Source organism: Roseomonas sp. E05, assembly GCF_030063475.1.
Lineage (GTDB): Bacteria > Pseudomonadota > Alphaproteobacteria > Acetobacterales > Acetobacteraceae > Pseudoroseomonas.
Map to the genome: position 1 here is coordinate 22,017 of NZ_JASIRT010000036.1, position 19,598 is coordinate 41,614.

Sequence of the window (19,598 nt, forward strand, 5' to 3'; positions counted from 1 at the left end):
CATCCTCACTGTGAATTGGGGGCATTCTCCCCTTCAAGCTGCACGCGCATGTGATCGAGACTGACCCAATCCTGGCGCAACCAGGGTCCTTCAGCGGGCGCCCGACTCAAAAACCGGCGCCGGGCTGTGCGAGGTAGAGCGCCTCCTCCGGGGTATCCGTCCGGCCGAGCGCGGCATTCCGATGCGGGAAGCGGCCGAAGCGCCGGATCACCCGCCAGTGCCGCCACGCATAGTCGATGGTGCCGCCGGGCGCCCGCTGCGCCGGATGATCCCGCAATCCCTCGAACAGGGCGACGGAGAGATTCTGGTCCTCCATCGCCTCGGAATGCTCGAAGGGCAGGTAAAGGAAGACCCGTGCAACCGGCGGCAGCGCGAGGTCCTGCCGCCGCCCCAGCACCGCCTGCCGGGCCATGACCCTCGCCTGCGGATCGCTGGCGAAGGCGTCCCGGTGGCCGCGAAACAGGTTGCGCGGGAACTGGTCGAGCAGCAGCAGCAGCGCCAGCGCGCCTTCGGGGCGGGTGGTCCATTCGTCCAGGGCGCCGTTCCGGGCCGGCTCCAGCAGGCCGCCGAAGCGTGCACGGATCTCGGCGTCGAAGCGAGCGTCCCGCTGGAACCAGACCGGGCGGGCGGCCGCCCGCCCCTCGGCGAACCAGAAGCCGAGGATGTCGTCGGGTTGCGTCATGCGGGGCTCGCCAGGCTGGAAGGGGGCCGGGTGCGCGGTCTGCGCACCCGTGGAGAAGGGCGCGGCGAAATCAGGCCGCGACCTGGCCGGCGACCAGCGTCCGGCAGACCTCGGCGGTCAGCTCGAAACTGCGCAGCCGGGCCGTGTGGTCGAAGATCTGTGCCGTGATCATCACCTCGTCCACCCCGGTCTGCTCGGCGAAGCGGGCGATCTGGTGCCGCACCGTCTCCGGCCCGCCGACCGCCGAGCAGGCCAGGCTGTGGTCCACTCCGGCCAGCCGGGCCTCCTGCTGCAAGGCGGCGACATCCTCGGCCGGCGGCGGCAGCTTGCCGGGCGTGCCACGCCGCAGGTTGAGGAACTGCTGCTGCAGCGAGGTGAACAGGCGCTGCGCCTCGGCGTCCGTTTCGGCGGCGACGACGTTCAGCCCGGCCATGGCGTAGGGCTTGTCCAGCGTGGCGGAGGGGCGGAAGCCCTCGCGGTAGATCTCCAGCGCCTGCATCATCATGCCAGGCGCGAAATGCGAGGCGAAGGCGAAGGGCAGGCCCAGCGCCGCCGCCAGCTGGGCGCTGTAGAGGCTGGAGCCCAGCAGCCAGATCGGGATCTCCATGCCGCCGCCGGGCACGGCCTGCACGGCCTGGCCCGGCTGCACGGGCGCGAACCAGCCCTGCAGCTCCACCACGTCATGCGGAAAGCTGTCGGCATCGCCCTGCAGGTTGCGGCGCAGGGCGCGGGCGGTGCGCATGTCGGTGCCGGGGGCGCGGCCGAGGCCGAGATCGATCCGGCCGGGGAAGAGGGCGTTCAAGGTGCCGAACTGCTCGGCCACCATCAGCGGGGCATGGTTGGGAAGCATGATCCCGCCGGCGCCGACCCGGATGGTCCGGGTGCCCGCCGCCACATGGCCGATGACCACCGCCGTGGCGGCGCTGGCGATGCCGGGCATGTTGTGGTGCTCGGCCAGCCAGAAGCGGTGATAGCCCCAGGCCTCGGCATGTTGCGCCAGGTCGCGGGAATTGTGGAAGGCGGTGGCAGGCTCGGCGCCCTGCGGTACGGGCGCGAGGTCGAGAACGGAGTAGCGGCGCATGTGCGGCGGATCTCCCGGAAAGGGGGGAAGGCGATGGTCCGCCCGGAAGGGCGGGCGATGTCCCGGCCGATATGGGGCTGGCCGGGGCGGTCGGGCAGGGGGGGTGGCTGAGGGGTGCTTGGCAGGGAGGTGGTATCGACCCCACCTTGGCGGGCTGAAGGAGGGCCAGACCCATGACCACCGAGATCGACCCCGCCACCCGTACCGAGCTGGAGGCCGCCGCCTTCCGCCGCCTGGTGGAGCACCTGCGCGAGCGGAGCGACGTGCAGAACATCGACATGATGAATCTCGCCGGCTTCTGCCGGAACTGCCTTAGCCGCTGGTACCGCGAGGCCGCCGAGGCCAAGGGGATCGCCCTGCCGGACCCGGAGGCGCGCGAGACCATCTACGGCATGCCCTACAAGGAGTGGCAGGCGAAGCACCAGAAGGAGGCCAGCGCGGAGCAGAAGGCGAAGTTCGCCGCCAGCAATCCGGGCCACTGATCCGCGGATCGGCTTTGCCGCGACTCCCGGCCGGGCTATACCGCGCGCCCTGTGCCGGCGGAGCGCTTCCGCCGGCAGACATGGATGATTGGAGTATCGCGATGTCCGACGCGGCGGAAACCCAGGACCAGGACACCGAAGTCGGCGGCATCGCCGCCGACCGGCTGCGCTCGATCATCGAGCGGGTCGAGCGGCTGGAGGAGGAGCGCAAGGCCCTGGCCGACGACATCAAGGACATCTTCGCCGAGGCCAAGTCCGCCGGCTTCGACGTGAAGGTGATCCGGCAGATCATTCGCCTCCGCAAGCAGGAGCCGGCCGAGGTGGAGGAGCAGGAGACGCTGCTCGACCTCTACCGGCGCGCGCTCGGCATGTGAGCCGCCTCGGGGCGGGGCGGTGGCGCCCCCGCTCCGGGCCGGGCGCGCCGCCCGGCTTCTCTCGCGCCGCCTTTTCCTCGCGCGGCCGGCGGCGACCGGCGTGGGCCGACTGCGGGGCCCCTCCGACCGGAGCCGCGCCTTGCGATCCTCGCTCGCCACCACCCTCGCCACCGTCATTGCCCTGCTGGTCGGCTACGCGCTGCTGCAGATGGGCAACACCCTGCAGGGCTCCTTGCTGACGCTGCGCGGCGGTCGCGAGGGCTTCTCCGCGGCCTCCATCGGCCTGGTCGGCTCCGGCTTCTATGTCGGCCTGATCTTCGGTTCGCTTTATGCCGGGCGGCTGGTGCGCGGCGTCGGGCATGCCCGCGCCTTCGCGGCGCTGGCGGCGATCGCCTCCTCCGTGCCGCTGCTGCACCTGATGCTGATCAACCCCTGGCTCTGGCCGCTCGGGCGGGCGCTCACCGGCTTCTGCTTCGCCGGCCTGTTCATCGTGGTGGAAAGCTGGCTGAACGGCGCCGCCTCCAGCGCGGTGCGCGGCCAGATCCTCAGCATCTACGGCATGACGGGGATGCTCTCCGGCGTCGCCGGGCAATTGCTGCTGACCACCGCCGCCCCGACGAGCTTCGTACTGTTCTGCTTGGTCTCGATAATCATTTCCTTCGCCCTGGTGCCGGTGGTGCTCTCCCGTGCCCAGGCCCCCGCGCAGGGGGAGGGCGACGCGACGCTGAACCTGCGGCGGCTCTACAGCCAGTCGCCCTTCGGCGTGGTGGCGGCCTTCCTGGTCGGCATCAGCACCAGCTCATACTACTCCCTGGGGCCGCTTTTCGCGCAGCGCGCCGGGCTGGAGGCCGGTTCCGTGGCGGTGTTCATGGCCTGCGGCTCCCTGGGCGGCTTCCTCGCCACCTGGCCGATGGGCTGGCTGTCCGATCGCATCGACCGCCGCCGGCTCAGCGTCGGCCTCGCCATGGTCGCCGCCGGCGCGCTGCTCTGGATGACCCTGAGCGTGCCGGAGCATCCACCGCGGGCGGTGCTTTATGCGCTGGTGGGCGTGTTCGGCATGCTGGTCATCCCCGCCTACAGCCTGGTGCTGGCGCATGTGAACGACCATGTGCCGCCCGGCCAGTTCGCCGCTGCCTCGGGCGGGCTGCTGATCCTGTGGGGTGCCGGCTCCGCGCTGGGGCCGGTGCTGGGCGGCGTGGCCATGGCCTCGCTCGGCAACCGCGGCCTGGGCTGGCAGATTCTCGGCGCGCAGGCGCTGATCGCCGCCTGGGGCATCTACCGCATCAGCCAGCGCGCCGCGCCGGAAACCAAGGAGGAATTCCTGGTGATGCCGGTGCAGCCGGTGGGCACCGAACTGGTGGCGGTGGCGGAGGAAGCCGCCGTCGAGCGCGAAGCCGGGGCTTGAACCCGGCCTTCCGCGGCCACATATCCCCTCCTGTCAGCCGGCCTACGCCGCTTCCGCGCCCGCCCTTTGCCGGCGGCGCGCCATGGCAAGGCTCCGCTCCAGACAACCCGGCCCAGCGCCAGCGCGGCAACTTTCCGCTGCGGGGCGCGTTGTGGTGCCGCATGGCGGACGCCCCGACCGGTGCGACCTCATTAACCTCAAAGTGAACTGGATGGTGCCAGACTGCGCGCCAGCCTGAAGGATACGACTAAGATGTCTTCGATTTCCGCTCTCCGGCAGCCCATCGCGGCGCCGCGCCCGCTGCCTGCCCATCCGCAGGTGGCCGAGAAGCCCGGCCTTTCCCAGGCCGAGATCCGGCTTCTCATCCTCGAAACCATGGGCTGACCTCCCGTCAGCCCGCTACGCGGCGCCGTCGTAGAGCCCGTTCACGGTCGCCTCATGCGCCTGCAGGACGGCGCGGCGCTTCACCTTCATGGTGGGCGTGAGCTGGCCGTTCTCCACGGTGAAAGGCTCGACGGTGGCGAGATGCCGGACCCGCTCCACGCCGGCGAGCCGGCCATTCACCCGCCGCACCGCCGCCTCCACCGTCGCCGCGCTCTGCCCTTCGGCAGGCACCAGCAGCGCGCTGAGGGCAGGGCGGCCTTCGCCGGCCACAACGGCCTGCGCGATCTCCGGCTCCGCCATCAGCAGGCTCTCGATGCGCGCCGGGCTGACCATCTCGCCGCCGAGGGTCTTGATGAAGTCCCGCTTCCGGTCGGTGATGCGCAGCGCGCCATTCACCAGTTCCCCCACATCGCCGGTATGCAGCCAGGGCTCGCTGTCCGGCGGCTCCGGGCGCAGCGCGGCCGCCGTGGCCTCGGGGTTGTTCCAGTAGCCGTCCATGATGAGGCTGCCGCGGATCAGCACCTCGCCATCGGCGGCGATCCGCACGGCGACGCCCGGCAGGGGCTTGCCGACGCTGCGGCGGTCATTGTCCCAGGGCAGGTTGACGCTGACCACCGGGCCGGCCTCGGTCTGGCCATAGCCCTGCAGCACGGGAAGGCCGAGCGCCAGGAAGAAGCCGGAGAGGTCAGGGTCGAGCCGCGCCCCGCCGGAGACCAGCGCCGCCAGCCGGCCGCCGAAGCGCTGCCGCATCCGCCGCCGCACCAGACGGTCCAGCACCGCGTCCTGTGCGCGTTCCAGCGCGTTGAGCGGCGGGCCGTCCAGGCGCCGCAGGCCGAGGCGCAGCGCGGCCTCGAAGAGCCGCCGCTGCAGGGCGGACTGCTTCTCCACCGTGGCCAGGATGCGCGCGCGCAGCACCTCGAACAGGCGCGGCACGGCGGTGACCACCTGCGGCCGGATCTCCTGCAGCTCTGCCGCCAGCCGCTCGGCGCCGCGGCTGAAGACGATCTCGATGCCGAAGGACGACAGCAGATAGGCCACCGTGTGCTCATAGGCATGCGACAGCGGCAGGAAGGAAAGGTAGCAGGCGTCGCGCGGCAGGCCGAGACGGCGGATGAAGTTGGCGATGCCCCGCCGGTTGGCCAGCATGGCCCGGTGCGGCAGCATCACCCCCTTGGGCGCGCCGCCGGTGCCGGAGGTATAGATCAGGCAGGCCAGCCGGCCGGAGGGGATCTGATCCACCTCCGCGGCCAGCATCGGCAGGTCGCCGCGCGCCGCGCCAAGGGCGCTCCAGGGCGTCGTGCCGGGAGTTTCTTCCATGCAGACCAGGAGGTCGAGCCCGCCGAGGCCTGCCGCCTCCGCCAGTGCCGTGGCCAGCCGAGCGGTGGAGGTGATCGCGCAGCGGGCGCCCGAATCGCGGAGCAGATGCGCGTGGTCGGCCACGGTGCTGGTCGTGTAGGACGGCACCGAGACCGCGCCGATGGCCATCACGGCGGTGTCGGCGATCAGGAATTCGGGCCGGTTCTCCGCCGCGATCAGAACCCTGTCACCCGGGCAGACGCCGCGCGCCCGCAGCCCGGCGGCGATGTCGGCCACCTGGAGGGCGAATTCCGCCCAGGAAAGGCTGCGCCACCCCCCGTTGCGCCAGTAGCGCAGCATCGGCCGGTCGGGCCAGGAGCGGGCCAGGCCCAGCATCAGGGCGGGCAGGCTGTTCCATTTGTCCTCGGCTGGCATGGGGCGGGGCTGCGTCCTTCACAGGGAGGGGGGAACAGCGGTCGCGTAACCGCGTTTTGCGGCCGGCTTCCGCGGCTGCGGCGTGAAGACCGGGCGGGGGGCGCTTGGCCTGCCCCGTGAGGGGATTATATCGAGAGCAGCGAACCCACAACCGCAAGGCCCGTCGTGACGCTTAACAACCTCTGCCTCACTCTCCGCGACACCGCCGGCCGCCCGCAGGGGGGCGAGGGTGCCGCGGCCCTTCCGGCCTGGGATCTCTCAGACCTCTACGCCACCCCGGCCGACCCGAAGCTGGAGGCCGATCTGGCGCGGGCCGATGCCGAGGCCCGCGCCTTCGCCGAGGCCCATGCCGGCAAGCTCGCCGCACATTCCGGCGATCGGCTGGCGGAGGCGATCGCGGCCTATGAGCGCATCGAGGAGGTGCTGGGGCGGGTGATGTCCTATGCCTCGCTGGTCTTCTCCGGTGATGCCCAGGACCCGGCCAACGGGCGCTTCTACCAGGACATGCAGGAGCGGGCGACGGCCATCTCCACCCATCTGCTGTTCTTCACGCTGGAGCTGAACCGGCTGGAGGACGCGGTGCTGGAGAAGAAGTTCGCGGCCTCCTCCGCGCTCAGCCACTACCGCCCCTTCCTGCGCGACCTGCGGGTGTTCCGCCCGCACCAGCTCTCGGACGAGGTGGAGCGCCTGCTGCACGAGAAGGAGGTGACCGGCCGCGCCGCCTGGAACCGCCTTTTTGACGAGACCATCGCCGGGATGGAGGTGAAGGTGGGCGAGGAGACGCTGAACGTCTCCGGCGCACTGAACAAGCTCTCTGACCGGAATCGGGAGGTGCGCGCCGCCGCCGCCAAGGGCGTTTCGGCGGCCTTCGGCGAGAAGGCGCGGCTCTTCACGCTGATCACCAACACCCTGGTGAAGGACAAGGAGATCATCGACGGCTGGCGCCAGTACCCGCGCCCCGGCAGCAGCCGCAACCGCGCCAACATGGTCGAGGACGAGGTGGTGGACGCGCTGGTCACCGCCGTCATCGAGAGCTTCCCGAGCCTCTCGCACCGCTACTATGCGATGAAGGCGAAGTGGCTCGGCCTGCCCAGGCTGCAGCACTGGGACCGCAACGCGCCGCTGCCGGACGAGGATGACAGCAACATTCCCTGGGATGCGGCGCGGGAGCGGGTGCTGAAGGCCTATACCGCCTTCAGCCCGGAGCTGGGCCGCATCGGCAAGGAATTCTTCGAAAAGCCCTGGATCGACGCCGTGCTGCGCCCCGGCAAGGCCTCGGGCGCCTTCGCGCACCCGACGGTGCCCTCGGCGCACCCCTATCTGCTGCTGAACTACCACGGCAAGTCGCGCGACGTGATGACGCTCGCCCATGAGCTGGGCCATGGCGTGCACCAGGTGCTGGCGGCCGAGCAGGGCTACCTGATGTCCGGCACGCCGCTGACCCTGGCCGAGACCGCCAGCGTGTTCGGCGAGATGCTGACCTTCCGCGCCGTGCTCGACGCCGAGACCGACCCGAAGCGCCGCCGCGCGCTCCTGGCCGGCAAGGTGGAGGACATGCTGAACACGGTGGTGCGGCAGATCGCCTTCTACCGCTTCGAGACGCTGCTGCACGACGCCCGCCGCAAGGGCGAGCTCTCCCGCGAGGAGATCGGCGCGCTCTGGATGCAGGTGCAGGTCGAGAGCCTCGGCCCGGCCTTCGAGTTCACGCCGGACTACGAGATCTACTGGTCCTACATCCCGCACTTCATCCACACGCCCTTCTACGTCTATGCCTATGCCTTCGGGGACTGCCTGGTGAACGCGCTCTACGGCGTCTTCCAGGAGGGCAGCGTGCCCGGCTTCCAGGACAAGTACCTGGAGATGCTGCGCGCCGGCGGCACCCTGCGGCACAAGGAGCTGCTCGCGCCCTTCGGGCTCGACGCCTCCGATCCGGCCTTCTGGCACAAGGGACTGAACGTGATTTCCGGCTTCATCGACGAGCTTGAGCGTGCCGATGGCTGAGCCCCGGGACGAGGAGGGCCGCACCCTTCTCGGTGAGATCCGCCGCATGGCCCGCACCTCCGGCGCGGTTGGCGGCATCGCCGCGCGGATGGCCGGCGAGCGCTATCTCGGCTTCCGCACCGACAAGGCGGCCCATGCCAATGACCTGAAGGCGCTGCTCGGCGGGCTGAAGGGACCGCTGATGAAGGTGGCGCAGTTCCTCTCCACCGTGCCGAACGCCCTGCCGCCCGAATACGCGCAGGAGCTGGCCGGGCTGCAGGCCAATGCGCCGCCGATGGGCTGGGCCTTCGTGCGCCGGCGCATGGCCTCGGAACTGGGCGCCAACTGGCAGTCCCGCTTCACCAGCTTCAGCCAGGAGGCCGCGGCGGCCGCCAGCCTCGGGCAGGTGCATCGCGCCACCCTGCCGGATGGCCGCCTCGTCGCCTGCAAGCTGCAATACCCGGACATGCCGAGCGTGGTGGAGGCCGATCTCCGCCAGCTCAAGATCGCCATGGGCATCTTCGCGCGCATGGATGACGCCATCCAGCACGACGACGTCTATGTCGAGCTGTGCGACCGCCTGCGCGAGGAGCTCGACTACGCCCGCGAGGCCTCGCACATGCGGCTCTACAACCGCATGCTGGCCGATGTGCCGGATGTCCGGACGCCGCAGCCGATCGAGGGCCTCTGCACCCGTCGCCTGCTCACCATGACCTGGCTGGACGGCCGCCCGATCATGGACCGCCTGGCCGAGAACCCGCCGCTGGAGGAGCGCAACGCCTATGCCCGCGCGCTCTTCCACGCCTGGTACACGCCGTTCTACCGCTACGGCGTGATCCATGGGGACCCGCATCTCGGCAACTACCAGGTGCGGCAGCCGACGGAGAGCGAGCCGGCCGGCATCAATCTGCTGGACTATGGCGCCATCCGCATCTTCCCGCCGCAGTTCCTGCGCGGCGTGGTCATGCTCTACGAGGCGATTCGCGACGAGGATGACGAGAAGGCGGCCGAGGCCTACCGCGTCTGGGGCTTCACCGACCTCTCGAAGGAGAAGATGGCGGTGCTCGGCCTCTGGGCGAAGTTCCTGCACGAGCCGCTGCTGGACGACCGCGTGCGCCCCATCCAGACCGGTGGCGACCCGGATTTCGGCCGCAAGGTGGCGGCGGAGGTGCATGCCGGCCTGAAGCGCACCGGCGGCGTGAAGCCGCCGCGCGAATTCGTGCTGGTGGATCGCGGCGCGGTCGGGCTGGGCAGCGCCTTCATGCGGCTGGGCGCCGAGCTGAACTGGCACCGCATGTTCCAGGAGCTGATCGCGGGCTTCAACGAGCAGGAGCTGGCCGCGCGGCAGGCCGAGGCGCTTCGGGAGGCGGCGGTGCCCCCCACCGCGGCCTGAGGCCGGAGCGGGCGGCCGGCTACAGCAGCCTCTCCTGGCGGAAGGAAAGGTGGCGGCCATTGCCGATGATCAGGTGGTCGTGCAGCGTGATGCCGAGCGCGGTGGCGGCCGCCTGGATCTGGGCCGTCATCGCCAGGTCGCCCTCGCTGGGGGTGGGATCGCCGCTGGGATGGTTGTGGACCAGGATCAGCGCCGTGGCATGCAGTTCCAGGGCGCGGCGGATCACTTCGCGCGGATAGACCGGCGTGTGGTTCACGGTGCCCTTGCCCTGCGCCTCATCGGCGATCAGGCGGTTGCGGCTGTCGAGGAACAGAACGCGGAAGTGCTCGACCCGCTCGCGCGCCAGGGCGGCGCTCAGGTAGCCGAGCAGGTGCTCCCAGTTGCTCAGCACCGGGCGGTCCAGCACTTCGTGCCGCATCAGGCGCAGCGCCGCCGCCTGGACGGTCTTGAGCGCGGCAATTCCCGCCTCGCCAAGCCCTTCCACCTGCCGCAATTCCGAGACGGAGGCGGAGAGCGCATTGCCGAAGCTGCCGAAGCGGGCCAGCAAGCCGCGCGCGATGGCGCGGGTGTCCCGGCGCGGCAGCGCCAGGAAGAGCAGCATCTCGATCAGCTCATGGTCCAGCAGGGCATCGGGGCCGGCGGCCAGCAGACGTGCCCGCATCCGGGCCCGGTGCCCCTCCGCCCCGGCGGGAGGGCCGGCAGCGCATGCCTCCGCCACCTGCGGTGCAAGGTCGATCAGCAGCGGCCTGAGATCCGCCTCCGTCTCCACCATGCCGCGCGCCTTGGGCATCCGAGCCTCCACTTTTCGCGCGGAGGTTGGGGGAAAGCCCGGAGCCTGTCCAGCGTTGCGCAACCTCGCCTTGGCCTAGGCCGCGTAGGGCGGCTTGTGCAGTCCGGCGGGGGAGAAGGTGAAGACTTCGCAACCCGTTTCGGTCACGCCCACCATATGCTCGAACTGCGCGGAGAGGCTGCGGTCGCGCGTGACGGCGGTCCAGCCATCGTCCAGCACCTTCACCTCGGGGCGGCCGGCATTCACCATCGGCTCGATGGTGAAGAACATGCCAGGCTTCAGCACCGGGCCTTCGCCGGGGCGGCCGAAGTGCAGCACGTTCGGCGGGGCGTGGAAGGTGCGGCCGATGCCGTGTCCGCAGAAATCGCGCACCACGCTGAAGCGCTGCTTCTCGACATAGCTCTGGATGGCGTGGCCGATATCGCCGAGGCGCGCGCCGGGGCGGACGGCAGCGATGCCGCGCATCATGCTCTCATGCGTCACGTCCAGCAGCAGGCGGGCCTTGGTGCTGGGCGTGCCGGCCACATACATGCGGCTGGTGTCGCCGTACCAGCCATCGAGGATGACGGTGACGTCGATGTTCAGGATGTCGCCATCCTGCAGCGCCTTGTTGCCCGGGATGCCGTGGCAGACGACGTGATTGATCGAGATGCAGACCGACTTCGGGAAGCCCCGATAGCCCAGGCTGGCGGAGACGGCGCCATTGGCGCGCATGAACTCGTCGCAGAGACGGTCCAGCTCACCCGTGGTGACGCCGGGCCGCACATGCGGCGTGATCATATCCAGAGTGGCGGCGGCCAGTTGCCCGGCCCGGCGCATCCCTTCGAAGTCTTCAGGCGCGTGCAGGGTAATGCGCCGCGCCTCGGCAGCAGAGTTTTCCATGGTGCGAGGAAGATGCGCGCCCGACCCGATGGTTGCAAGCATCGCGGCCGCAGGGCAGGGGTGCGGCGCGCATCAGTCTCCGGCCCGGTCGCCGGCCTTGCGCTCCACCGTCCCGAGCGCATCGGCGAGCCGCACCTCCGCGCTGCCCCGGCGGGCGGGCTGCGGCTGGTTCGGACCGGGAGCCCAGCCGGTCAGCGTGAGCAGTTCCAGGGGCATGGGCAGCACGCCCCCCTCCAGCGGCAGGGCGCCCAGCGCCATCGGGAACATGGCGCGCGGCGGCACGCGCGGATCGCGCGCCAGCACGGCGTTGCTCTCCCCGGCGGCGCGGAGGTCGGCGATTAGCGCCATTGGTGAGCGGTAGCGCAGGTCCAGCCGGTCCCGGTCGGCGACCGGCATGGCGAAGCCGGCGCGCTGGAGGAGGGCGGCGCCGTCCCGCAGCTCGGGGAAGGGGGAAATGCGGGGGCTCAGACCATCGCGCAGCGCGGCCTCGGCCTGCCCGAGCGCCTCGCGCAGCGGCTGCAGCGTGCCGAGTGCCGGCAGGGTGGCGAGGAAAAGCCCGTCCGGCGCCATGGCCTGGCGGATCTGCACCAGCGCGCCCGGCAGGTCGTTCACCCAGTGCAGCGAGAGGCTGGCCACCACCAGGTCGAAGCTGCCAGGGGCGAAGGGCAGCCACTCCTCGTCCCCGGCCAGCGGCAGGCCGCCCGCGCCCCGCGCCATGCGCGCGGAGAGGTCCATGGAGACCACCGTCTCCACGCCGCGGGCGCGCAGCGCCGGCGCCACCATGCCACGGCCGCCGATGTCCAGCGCCCGGTGGAAGCCGCGCCTGATATCGTCCAGCCGGTCCAGCAGGACGGCCGCGCCCGCCTCCAGCACCGGCGCCACGCGCCCGATTCCGGGCGCTGCCCGGTCGCGCCGCCGCCGTACCAGGGCGCGATCGAAAACCTGCATTGCATCGACCATGCGGCTGCAGATGCGCCGGGCAGGCGCGGCGTGCAAGCAGCCATTGCGGCGCTCCCCGGTGCGACCGTATCATCACGAAATGGTGATTTCAGATCTCCCGCCTCTCCGTTCCGGCTGGCGGACTGGCCTGCGGCGGCTGGGCGGCGCGGCGCTTGACGCACTGCTGCCGCCGCGCTGCCCGGCCTGCGCGGCCCTGGTGCTGACGGAGGGCACCCTCTGCCTGGACTGCTTCCGGACGGTGACGCCGATCGGGGCGCCGCTCTGCCATCGCTGCGGGCTGCCCTTCCTCCACACAGGGCAGGGAGCGCCGCTGCCGGGCGACCCTTCCGGACATCTGCACTGCGCGCGCTGCGTGGAAGGGCCGCCGCTCTATGGCCGGGCGCGCGCGGCCTGGCTCTACGACGACGGCTCCAAGCGTCTGGTGCTGCCGTTCAAATACGGCGACCGCACGGAGCTCGCGGGGTTGCTGGCGCGGCACATGGCGCAGGCTGGCCGCGAACTTCTGGCGGAGGCTGACCTGCTGCTGCCCGTGCCCTTGCATCGCGGGCGGCTGCTGGCGCGCCGCTACAACCAGGCGGCGCTGCTGGCGGCGCGACTCGCGCGGCTCTCCGGCAAGCCCTGGGCGCCGCACCTCCTGCGGCGTGCCCGCCACACCCCCAAACTGGCGAAGCTTGGTGCCGCCGAGCGGCTGGTGGTGCTGGAAGGCGCCTTCACCCTGGCGCCGGGGGGAGCGGCGCGGGTGGCGGGGCGGCGGGTGCTGCTGGTGGACGATGTGCTGACCTCGGGCGCCACCGTTTCGGCCTGCGCGGCGGTCCTGCTGGCGGCCGGCGCGGCGCAGGTGGAGGTGCTGGCGGCGGCTCGCACTCCGGGGCCGGGCATGGCCGAGGCGGGCTGAGCCCGCTGCAACCGCGAAACGCTCTTGACCGGTCATCATGCCGCGCCGATCTGTGCGTCATGGCCAAGGTCGAAATCTACACCACCGCGTTCTGCCCCTACTGCTCGCGCGCCAAGCTGCTGCTCGGGCGCAAGGGCGTCGGCTTCACCGAGTATGATGCGCCGCACGGCTCGCAGGAGCGGAAGGATGCCATCAGCCGCTCGGGCGGCCGCACCACGGTGCCGCAGATCTTCATCAACGATGAAGCCATCGGCGGCTGCGACGATCTGTTCGCGCTGGACCGTGCCGGCAAGCTGGATGCGATGCTGCAGGCCGGCTGAAACCCCGGCCCGGCGCCTGGCGCCGCCGCCGCGACCCGATCAGAGACGAGAACGGGCGCCCGGTCGCGCCCCACACACCCGGAACAGGCATGATCCACTACCAGCTCCGCTGTGAGCAGGACCACAGCTTCGATGGATGGTACAAGGACAGCGCGGCCTTCGAGAAGCTGGCCGGCGCAGGGCTGATCGAGTGCCCGGTCTGCGGCGGCACCAAGGTCGCGCGTGCCCTGATGGCCCCGGCGATCGGCAAGGGGCGGGAGGTGGAGGCACCGCCGCCCGCCGCACCGGCGCCCGAGGCAGGGAAGGCGACGCAGGCCGCCGCCGCCGGGCCGATGCCGGCGCAGGTGCTGGCCCTGCTGCAGCGCATGCGGTCCGAGGTGGAAAAGAGCTGCGACTATGTCGGCCACGAGTTCGCCGACGAGGCGCGCCGCATCCACCGCGGCGAGAGCGAGCGCCGCGGCATCTACGGCGAGACCAGCGATACCGAGGCCGAGGCGCTGCGCGACGAAGGCATCGAAGTGGCGCGCCTGCCCTGGGTGCCGCGCGCCGATAGCTAGGCCGCGCTCTCTTCTCAGCCGCCCGCGCTCTGGTTCGCCCGGGGCGCGAGGGCGCGGGGCACCGCCAGCGGGGGCGTTTGGCCGGCCTCGGCGGTCATGGCATCCATCCCTGTGGCGGGGATGGATAGCCCGCCCCGGCGAAAGGCGGCTTCGGGCGCCGGGAGCAGGCCCGGGGAGGAATTCCTCCGGGCCAGGGACGGGAGGCTCGAAGGAGAAAGGAGGTCCGGAGGAGATCCTTCCTCCGGCCTTGCTCAGTCCTTGCGGGCGGCGACGATGTAGTTGACGGCCACGTCCCGGCTCTCCCGCCAGTCCTTGCCCCCGGCCACCGGCACCATGCCGGCGATGTCGCAGACGCGCAGCCCGGCGCGGCGCGCCTCCGTGCCCAGCTCGGCGGGGGTGACGAACATCCGCCAGTCATGCGTGCCGCGGGGCAGCAGCCGCAGCAGGTACTCGGCGCCCAGCTTGGCAAAGAGGAAGGCGCGAGGAGTGCGGTTCAGGGTGGAGAGGAAGAGCATTCCCCCCGGCTTCAGCACCGTCGCCAGCGCCCCCAGGAAGGCGGGGCGGTCGGCGACGTGCTCGATCACCTCCAGCGCCACCACGGCGTCGAACTGGGCTCCCCCGGCGGCGAGGTCCTCCGGGCGTCCCTCGCGGTAATCGATCGAGAGGCCCCCGGCCTCGGCATGGGCGCGGGCGGCGGCCAGGGCGGTGCCGGCGGCATCCAGGCCGGTGACGCGGGCGCCGAACCGGGCCAGGCTCTCGCTGGCCAGCCCGGCGCCGCAGCCGACGTCCAGGATGGAAAGCCCCTCCAGATCCGTGCCGGAGCGGCCATGCGCGGCGGCGAGCCGGGTGGCGATCCAGCGGCAGCGCAGGGGGTTCATCCGGTGCAGCGGCGCCATCGGCCCGTCCGGATCCCACCAGCGCGCGGCCAGGGCGTCGAACTTGGCAATCTCGTCCGGCAGGGCGGTGGCGGCGGGCATCGGCAGGGTCTCCGGCAGCAGAGGAGTGCGCCATGCCGGTTGCGGCGGGGCGCGACCCTCGTTATCTGTCCCACGCCCTGGCCGGCCGCAACCGCGCCCGGTCTCCAGACCCTCCGGAAGCAACCTCCAAGACCCGCATGGCACGCATCGTGATGAAGTTCGGCGGCACTTCCGTCGCCGATCTGGACCGTATCCGCAACGTCGCCGGCCGGGTGAAACGCGAGGTTGACGCGGGCAACCAGGTGGCCGTCGTCGTCTCCGCCATGGCCGGCACCACCAATCAGCTGGTGAAGTGGTGCCAGGACCTATCGCCGCTGCATGACGCGCGCGAATACGATACGGTGGTCGCCACCGGCGAGCAGGTGACGATCGGCCTGCTGGCCATCGCGCTGCAGACCATCGGCGTCGATGCGCGCTCCTGGCAGGGCTGGCAGATCCCGATCCGCACCGACGACGCGCATGGCAAGGCGCGTGTCGAGGAGATCGAGGGCGGCGTGCTGATCGAGCGCATGGCGATGGGCCAGGTGCCGGTGATCGCCGGTTTCCAGGGCATCGGCCCGGACAACCGCGTGACCACCCTCGGCCGCGGCGGCTCGGACCTCTCGGCGGTGGCCATCGCGGCGGCGGTGAAGGCCGACCGCTGCGACATCTATACGGATGTGGACGGGATCTACACCACCGATCCCCGCATCGTGCCGCGCGCCCGCAAGCTGCCGGCGGTGGCCTATGAGGAAATGCTGGAGCTGGCCTCGGTCGGCGCCAAGGTGCTGCAGACCCGCTCGGTCGAGCTGGCGATGAAGCAGCGGGTCCGGGTGCAGGTGCTCTCCTCCTTCGAGGACAAGCCCGGCGAGTCCCTGCCTGGTTCATTGGTCGTGGATGAGGATGAGATCGTGGAACAGCCGCTGGTGACGGGCGTCGCCTATTCCCGCGACGAGGCCAAGGTGACGCTGCGCCGGGTGCCGGACAAGCCGGGCATCGCGGCGCTGGTGTTCGGGCCGCTTTCGGCCGCGAACGTCAACGTGGACATGATCGTGCAGAACCTGGGCGCCGACGGCACCACGGACATGACCTTCACCGTGGGCAAGGCCGACCTGCCGCGCGCCAGGGACGTGCTGGAGAAGGTGCGGGCCGAGATCGGCTTCGAGGCCATGGTGACCGACCCGGAGGTCGCCAAGATCTCCATCGTCGGCATCGGCATGCGCAGCCATGCCGGCGTCGCCGCCACCATGTTCAAGGCACTGGCGGAGAAGGGGATCAACATCCAGGTCATCTCCACCTCCGAGATCAAGACCAGCGTGCTGGTGGGCTCGGAATACACCGAGCTGGCGGTCCGCGCCCTGCACAGCGCCTACGGGCTGGACGCGGAGGGCTGATGCCCATGGATGTGCTCACCTCCCATCCTGGAGCCGACACGCTGGACGCGCTGATGGCGCGCGGTGCCGCTTTCCTCGGCACGCGCCATGCGATCCTGGGCGGCGCCATGAGCTGGGTCAGTGAGCGCAACCTGGTCGCGGCGCTGTCCAATGCCGGCGCCTTCGGCGTCATCGCCTGCGGGGCCATGTCTCCGGAGCGGCTGGCGGAGGAGATCGCCGCCACCCAGGCGCTGACCACCAGGCCCTTCGGGGTCAACCTCATCACCATGCATCCGCAACTGGCGGAGCTGGTGGATGTCTGCCTCGCCGCCCGGGTCGGGCATATCGTCTTCGCCGGCGGCATCCCGCCCGGGCCGGCGATCCGCCGGGCCAAGGAGGGCGGTGCGAAGGTCATCTGCTTCGCGCCGGCCTTTGCCCTGGCGCGCAAGCTGGTCCGCTCCGGCGCCGATGCGCTGGTGATCGAGGGCTCGGAGGCGGGCGGGCATATCGGCCCGGTCAGCCTGAACGTGCTGGCGCAGGAGATCCTGCCGCAGGTGCACGAGGTGCCGGTCTTCGTCGCCGGCGGCATCGGGCGGGGCGAGGCGATGCTGTCCTATCTGGAGATGGGGGCGGCAGGCGTCCAGCTCGGCACCCGCTTCGTCTGCGCCACGGAATGCGTGGCCCATCCGTCCTTCAAGCGCGCCTTCATCCGGGCCGCGGCGCGGGACGCGATGCCCAGCGTCCAGGTGGATGCGAGCTTCCCGGTGATTCCGGTGCGCGCCCTGCAGAATGCGGGCACCCGCCGCTTCATGGAGCACCAGCTGGAGGTGATCCGCCGCTTCCAGGTGGGCGAACTGTCCAAGGATGCGGCGCAACTCGAAATCGAACACTTCTGGGCTGGCGCCTTGCGGCGCGCGGTGGTCGAGGGCGATATCGAGAATGGCAGCGTGATGGCCGGGCAAAGCGTCGGCATGGTCACGCGGGAGCAGCCTGCCACCGAGATCATCGCGGAACTGCTCGAACAGGCGCGCGCCGCGCTGGCAGCGCGCCGCGGCCGAAGCTGAGCGCGTGCGCCTGGCGTCGCAAGCCCTGGCTTCGTCGTTCACAACGCGTTTTGCCGCGCCTCTGGCGCAATGGGTATCCCCTGCGTGGCGTACGACCTGAAACGCTCTGCTCGCAACGACCCCCAGCCCGCCGAGGCGGTGCGGGTCGGCGACGAACTCCGCGAGGCGCGGCTCGCGCTGGGCATCGGCCTGGAGGAGATGGCGGAGCAGCTCCGCATCAGCCGCCGCTATCTCAGCGCGCTGGAGGACGGGCGGGTGCATGACCTGCCGGGCCTCGCCTATGGCACCGGCTTCGTGCGCAGCTATGCCCAGGCCATGGGGCTGGACGCGCCCGACCTGGTCCGCCGCTTCCGGCAGGCCGCCGGCGGGCAGAGCCAGGGCAGGGACCTTGTCTTCCCCGAGCCGGTACCCGAGCGAGGCGTGCCAGCGGGTGCGATCATCATGCTGGGGGCGGTGCTGGCGGTTGGTGCCTATGCCGCCTGGTATCGCTGGAGCGGCTCGGCCGAGCGGACGGTGGATGCGGTGCCCGCCCTGCCGCCCCGCATGGAAGAGGCCGCCCGGGAGGCCGGCCAGCCGCCGCTGCCGGACCCGCCGGCGCCCGCCGCACCCCCTGCCGGAACGCCTGCGCCCCCATCCGCCGGTGCACCGCCGGCCTCCGCACCGCCGCCAGCCGCTGGAGCCGGCGCGGCGCTGCGTCCGGCCGTCCCGGCCCAGCCTGCCTCCCCGCCCGCGGAGGAACCGGGCACCTCTCAGACGACCACGCCCGCCGCGCCGGCGCCGCCGTCGGTCGCTTCCCCCGTGGGCCCGCCAGCGGCTCCGGCGACCAATGGGGTCGTGCTGCGGGCGACGCAGGAATCCTGGGTGCAGGTGCGGGAAGCCCGTTCCGGGCGGGTGCTGTTCAGCCGCGTGCTGCGCCCGGGCGAAACCTACGAGGTGCCACACGAGCCCGGACTGCTGCTCACCACCGGCCGCGCCGAGGGCCTGACCATCGAGGTGGACGGCGTGCCCAGCCAGGCGCTGGCCAATCAGGTGGGGGTGCGGCGGGACATCCTGCTCGACCCGGCACAGTTGCGTGAGGCCCGCCCGGGCCAGCTTCCCACCCGATAGGCTTGGCCGGCAGCCCGTCTGCTGCCATATCGACGGCATGCCGAAGCGGGAGGCCTGACCGCCATGTCCTATCGTCCCTACCAGCAGATCCTGCGCCGGAAGTCGCGGCAGATCCGGGTTGGCAAGGTGCTGGTCGGCGGAGACGCACCGATCTCCGTCCAGACCATGACCAACACGCCCACCGAGGATGCGGCGGCAACCATCGCCCAGATCCGCCGGTCGGAACTGGCGGGGGTGGACATCGTCCGCGTCTCCTGCCCGACCGAGGAGGCCACCGCCGCGCTGCACGAGATCGTGCGCGAGGTGAACGTGCCTGTTGTGGCCGACATCCACTTCCACTACCGCCGCGCCATCGAGGCGGCGGAGGCGGGTGCTGCCTGCCTGCGCATCAACCCGGGCAATATCGGCAGCAAGGAGCGGGTGAAGGAGGTCGTGAAGGCCGCCCGCGACCATGGCTGCTCGATCCGCATCGGCGTCAATGCCGGCAGCCTGGAGCGGCACCTGCTGGAGAAGTACGGCGAGCCGAACCCGGAGGCGCTGGTGGAATCCGCCCTCTGGCATGCCGCGCACCTGCAGGAGCTCGATTTCCACGAGTTCAAGATCAGCGTGAAGGCGTCCGACGTGTTCCTCGCCGTCGCCGCCTACCAGCAGCTCGCCGAGGCCTGCGACCACCCGCTGCATATCGGCATCACCGAGGCAGGCGGGAAGCGCACCGGTACGGTGAAGTCCTCGATCGGCCTGGGCTCGCTGCTCTGGGCCGGCATCGGCGACACCCTGCGCGTCTCACTCTCCGCCGAGCCGGAGGAGGAGGTGCATGTGGGGTGGGACATCCTGAAGTCCCTCGGCATCCGGCACCGGGGGGTGAAGATCATCTCCTGCCCCTCCTGCGCGCGGCAGGGCTTCAACGTCATCGAGACGGTGGCGGTGCTGGAGGAGCGGCTGGCACATATCGAGACGCCGCTCACCCTCTCCATCATCGGCTGCGTGGTGAACGGGCCGGGCGAGGCGCTGATGACGGATATCGGCGTCACGGGGGGCGGCGCCGGGCGCCACATGGTGTATCACGCCGGGCGGACCGACCACACCGTGGACAGCGCCGGGATGGTCGATCACATCGTGGAACAGGTCGAGCGGAAGGCGGCGGAGATCGCCGCTTCCCAGGCCAAGCAGGCAGCGGAGTAA

At 71.2% G+C, this 19,598-nt stretch carries 20 protein-coding genes; 13 read left to right on the forward strand and 7 right to left on the reverse strand.

The features are described 5' to 3' along the window. Positions 1–106: 106 nt before the first annotated feature. Entirely contained in the window at positions 107–682 is a 576-nt protein-coding gene (locus tag QMO56_RS22940) for a DUF924 family protein (RefSeq protein ID WP_283529580.1), read from the reverse strand. A 70-nt stretch (positions 683–752) separates the two neighbouring features. After that, positions 753–1,763, reverse strand: coding sequence for an LLM class flavin-dependent oxidoreductase (locus tag QMO56_RS22945; protein WP_283529581.1), 1,011 nt, complete (start codon positions 1,761–1,763; stop codon positions 753–755). Between the two features lie 173 nt (positions 1,764–1,936). Here QMO56_RS22945 and QMO56_RS22950 point away from each other — a divergent pair, with 173 nt between their 5' ends. The 4 genes from QMO56_RS22950 (at position 1,937) to QMO56_RS22965 (ending at position 4,408) form a co-directional block, all read left to right on the forward strand. Next, a complete protein-coding gene (locus tag QMO56_RS22950) occupies positions 1,937–2,245 on the forward strand; it encodes a DUF1244 domain-containing protein (RefSeq protein ID WP_283529582.1) in 309 nt (102 codons plus the stop codon). A 101-nt stretch (positions 2,246–2,346) separates the two neighbouring features. Beyond that, on the forward strand, positions 2,347–2,619 hold the full coding sequence (locus QMO56_RS22955; RefSeq protein ID WP_160934880.1) for a DUF2312 domain-containing protein: 273 nt from the start codon (positions 2,347–2,349) through the stop codon (positions 2,617–2,619). A gap of 139 nt (positions 2,620–2,758) precedes the next feature. Beyond that, a complete protein-coding gene (locus QMO56_RS22960; protein WP_283529583.1) occupies positions 2,759–4,024 on the forward strand; it encodes an MFS transporter in 1,266 nt (421 codons plus the stop codon). Between the two features lie 252 nt (positions 4,025–4,276). Next, complete coding sequence (locus tag QMO56_RS22965; RefSeq protein ID WP_283529584.1) at positions 4,277–4,408, forward strand: hypothetical protein; 132 nt, start codon at positions 4,277–4,279, stop codon at positions 4,406–4,408. Between the two features lie 15 nt (positions 4,409–4,423). On the opposite strand, the gene QMO56_RS22970 is transcribed toward QMO56_RS22965, so the two are convergent. Beyond that, positions 4,424–6,139 carry a long-chain fatty acid--CoA ligase gene (locus QMO56_RS22970; RefSeq protein ID WP_283529585.1) on the reverse strand — a complete coding sequence of 572 codons (1,716 nt, stop codon included), beginning with the start codon at positions 6,137–6,139 and terminating at the stop codon, positions 4,424–4,426. A gap of 165 nt (positions 6,140–6,304) precedes the next feature. On the opposite strand from QMO56_RS22970, the gene QMO56_RS22975 reads away from it, so the two are divergent. Together QMO56_RS22975 and QMO56_RS22980 are read left to right on the forward strand one after the other, a co-directional pair. After that, on the forward strand, positions 6,305–8,140 hold the full coding sequence (locus QMO56_RS22975) for a M3 family oligoendopeptidase (protein WP_283529586.1): 1,836 nt from the start codon (positions 6,305–6,307) through the stop codon (positions 8,138–8,140). After that, positions 8,133–9,512, forward strand: a complete 1,380-nt coding sequence (locus QMO56_RS22980) for an AarF/ABC1/UbiB kinase family protein (protein ID WP_283529587.1) — start codon at positions 8,133–8,135, stop codon at positions 9,510–9,512. The genes QMO56_RS22975 and QMO56_RS22980 overlap by 8 nt, the downstream gene beginning before the upstream one ends. A gap of 19 nt (positions 9,513–9,531) precedes the next feature. Here the strand turns inward: QMO56_RS22980 and radC are convergent, their stop codons facing one another. The 3 genes from radC to QMO56_RS22995 all read right to left on the reverse strand — a co-directional run bounded on the left by radC (position 9,532) and on the right by QMO56_RS22995 (position 12,144). Then, a complete protein-coding gene (gene radC, locus QMO56_RS22985) occupies positions 9,532–10,302 on the reverse strand; it encodes a RadC family protein (protein WP_283529588.1) in 771 nt (256 codons plus the stop codon). Between the two features lie 75 nt (positions 10,303–10,377). Beyond that, positions 10,378–11,184, reverse strand: coding sequence for a type I methionyl aminopeptidase (gene map / locus QMO56_RS22990; RefSeq protein ID WP_283529589.1), 807 nt, complete (start codon positions 11,182–11,184; stop codon positions 10,378–10,380). A 72-nt stretch (positions 11,185–11,256) separates the two neighbouring features. Continuing rightward, the gene (locus QMO56_RS22995) at positions 11,257–12,144 is read right to left on the reverse strand and encodes a methyltransferase domain-containing protein (RefSeq protein ID WP_408906546.1); all 888 of its coding nucleotides are present in this window, start codon (positions 12,142–12,144) and stop codon (positions 11,257–11,259) included. A 79-nt stretch (positions 12,145–12,223) separates the two neighbouring features. Between QMO56_RS22995 and QMO56_RS23000 the strand changes: the two genes are divergently transcribed. The 3 genes from QMO56_RS23000 to QMO56_RS23010 all read left to right on the forward strand — a co-directional run bounded on the left by QMO56_RS23000 (position 12,224) and on the right by QMO56_RS23010 (position 13,916). Continuing rightward, complete coding sequence (locus QMO56_RS23000; RefSeq protein ID WP_283529591.1) at positions 12,224–13,039, forward strand: ComF family protein; 816 nt, start codon at positions 12,224–12,226, stop codon at positions 13,037–13,039. Between the two features lie 59 nt (positions 13,040–13,098). Further along, on the forward strand, positions 13,099–13,359 hold the full coding sequence (gene grxC, locus QMO56_RS23005) for a glutaredoxin 3 (protein WP_283529592.1): 261 nt from the start codon (positions 13,099–13,101) through the stop codon (positions 13,357–13,359). Positions 13,360–13,448: 89 nt separating this feature from the next. Further along, positions 13,449–13,916: a DUF1178 family protein gene (locus QMO56_RS23010; RefSeq protein ID WP_283529594.1), complete on the forward strand. Its 468-nt coding sequence runs from the start codon at positions 13,449–13,451 to the stop codon at positions 13,914–13,916. Between the two features lie 251 nt (positions 13,917–14,167). On the opposite strand, the gene ubiG is transcribed toward QMO56_RS23010, so the two are convergent. Further along, the gene (gene ubiG / locus QMO56_RS23015) at positions 14,168–14,893 is read right to left on the reverse strand and encodes a bifunctional 2-polyprenyl-6-hydroxyphenol methylase/3-demethylubiquinol 3-O-methyltransferase UbiG (protein WP_283529595.1); all 726 of its coding nucleotides are present in this window, start codon (positions 14,891–14,893) and stop codon (positions 14,168–14,170) included. Between the two features lie 137 nt (positions 14,894–15,030). On the opposite strand from ubiG, the gene QMO56_RS23020 reads away from it, so the two are divergent. The 4 genes from QMO56_RS23020 to ispG all read left to right on the forward strand — a co-directional run bounded on the left by QMO56_RS23020 (position 15,031) and on the right by ispG (position 19,598). Further along, positions 15,031–16,266 (forward strand): aspartate kinase, encoded by a 1,236-nt coding sequence (locus tag QMO56_RS23020; protein WP_283529596.1) that lies wholly within the window; start codon positions 15,031–15,033, stop codon positions 16,264–16,266. Further along, positions 16,266–17,309 carry a nitronate monooxygenase family protein gene (locus QMO56_RS23025; RefSeq protein ID WP_283529597.1) on the forward strand — a complete coding sequence of 348 codons (1,044 nt, stop codon included), beginning with the start codon at positions 16,266–16,268 and terminating at the stop codon, positions 17,307–17,309. The genes QMO56_RS23020 and QMO56_RS23025 overlap by 1 nt, the downstream gene beginning before the upstream one ends. An 84-nt stretch (positions 17,310–17,393) precedes the next feature. After that, positions 17,394–18,416: a RodZ domain-containing protein gene (locus QMO56_RS23030; protein WP_283529598.1), complete on the forward strand. Its 1,023-nt coding sequence runs from the start codon at positions 17,394–17,396 to the stop codon at positions 18,414–18,416. 63 nt (positions 18,417–18,479) lie between these two features. After that, positions 18,480–19,598 carry a flavodoxin-dependent (E)-4-hydroxy-3-methylbut-2-enyl-diphosphate synthase gene (ispG, locus tag QMO56_RS23035; protein ID WP_283529599.1) on the forward strand — a complete coding sequence of 373 codons (1,119 nt, stop codon included), beginning with the start codon at positions 18,480–18,482 and terminating at the stop codon, positions 19,596–19,598.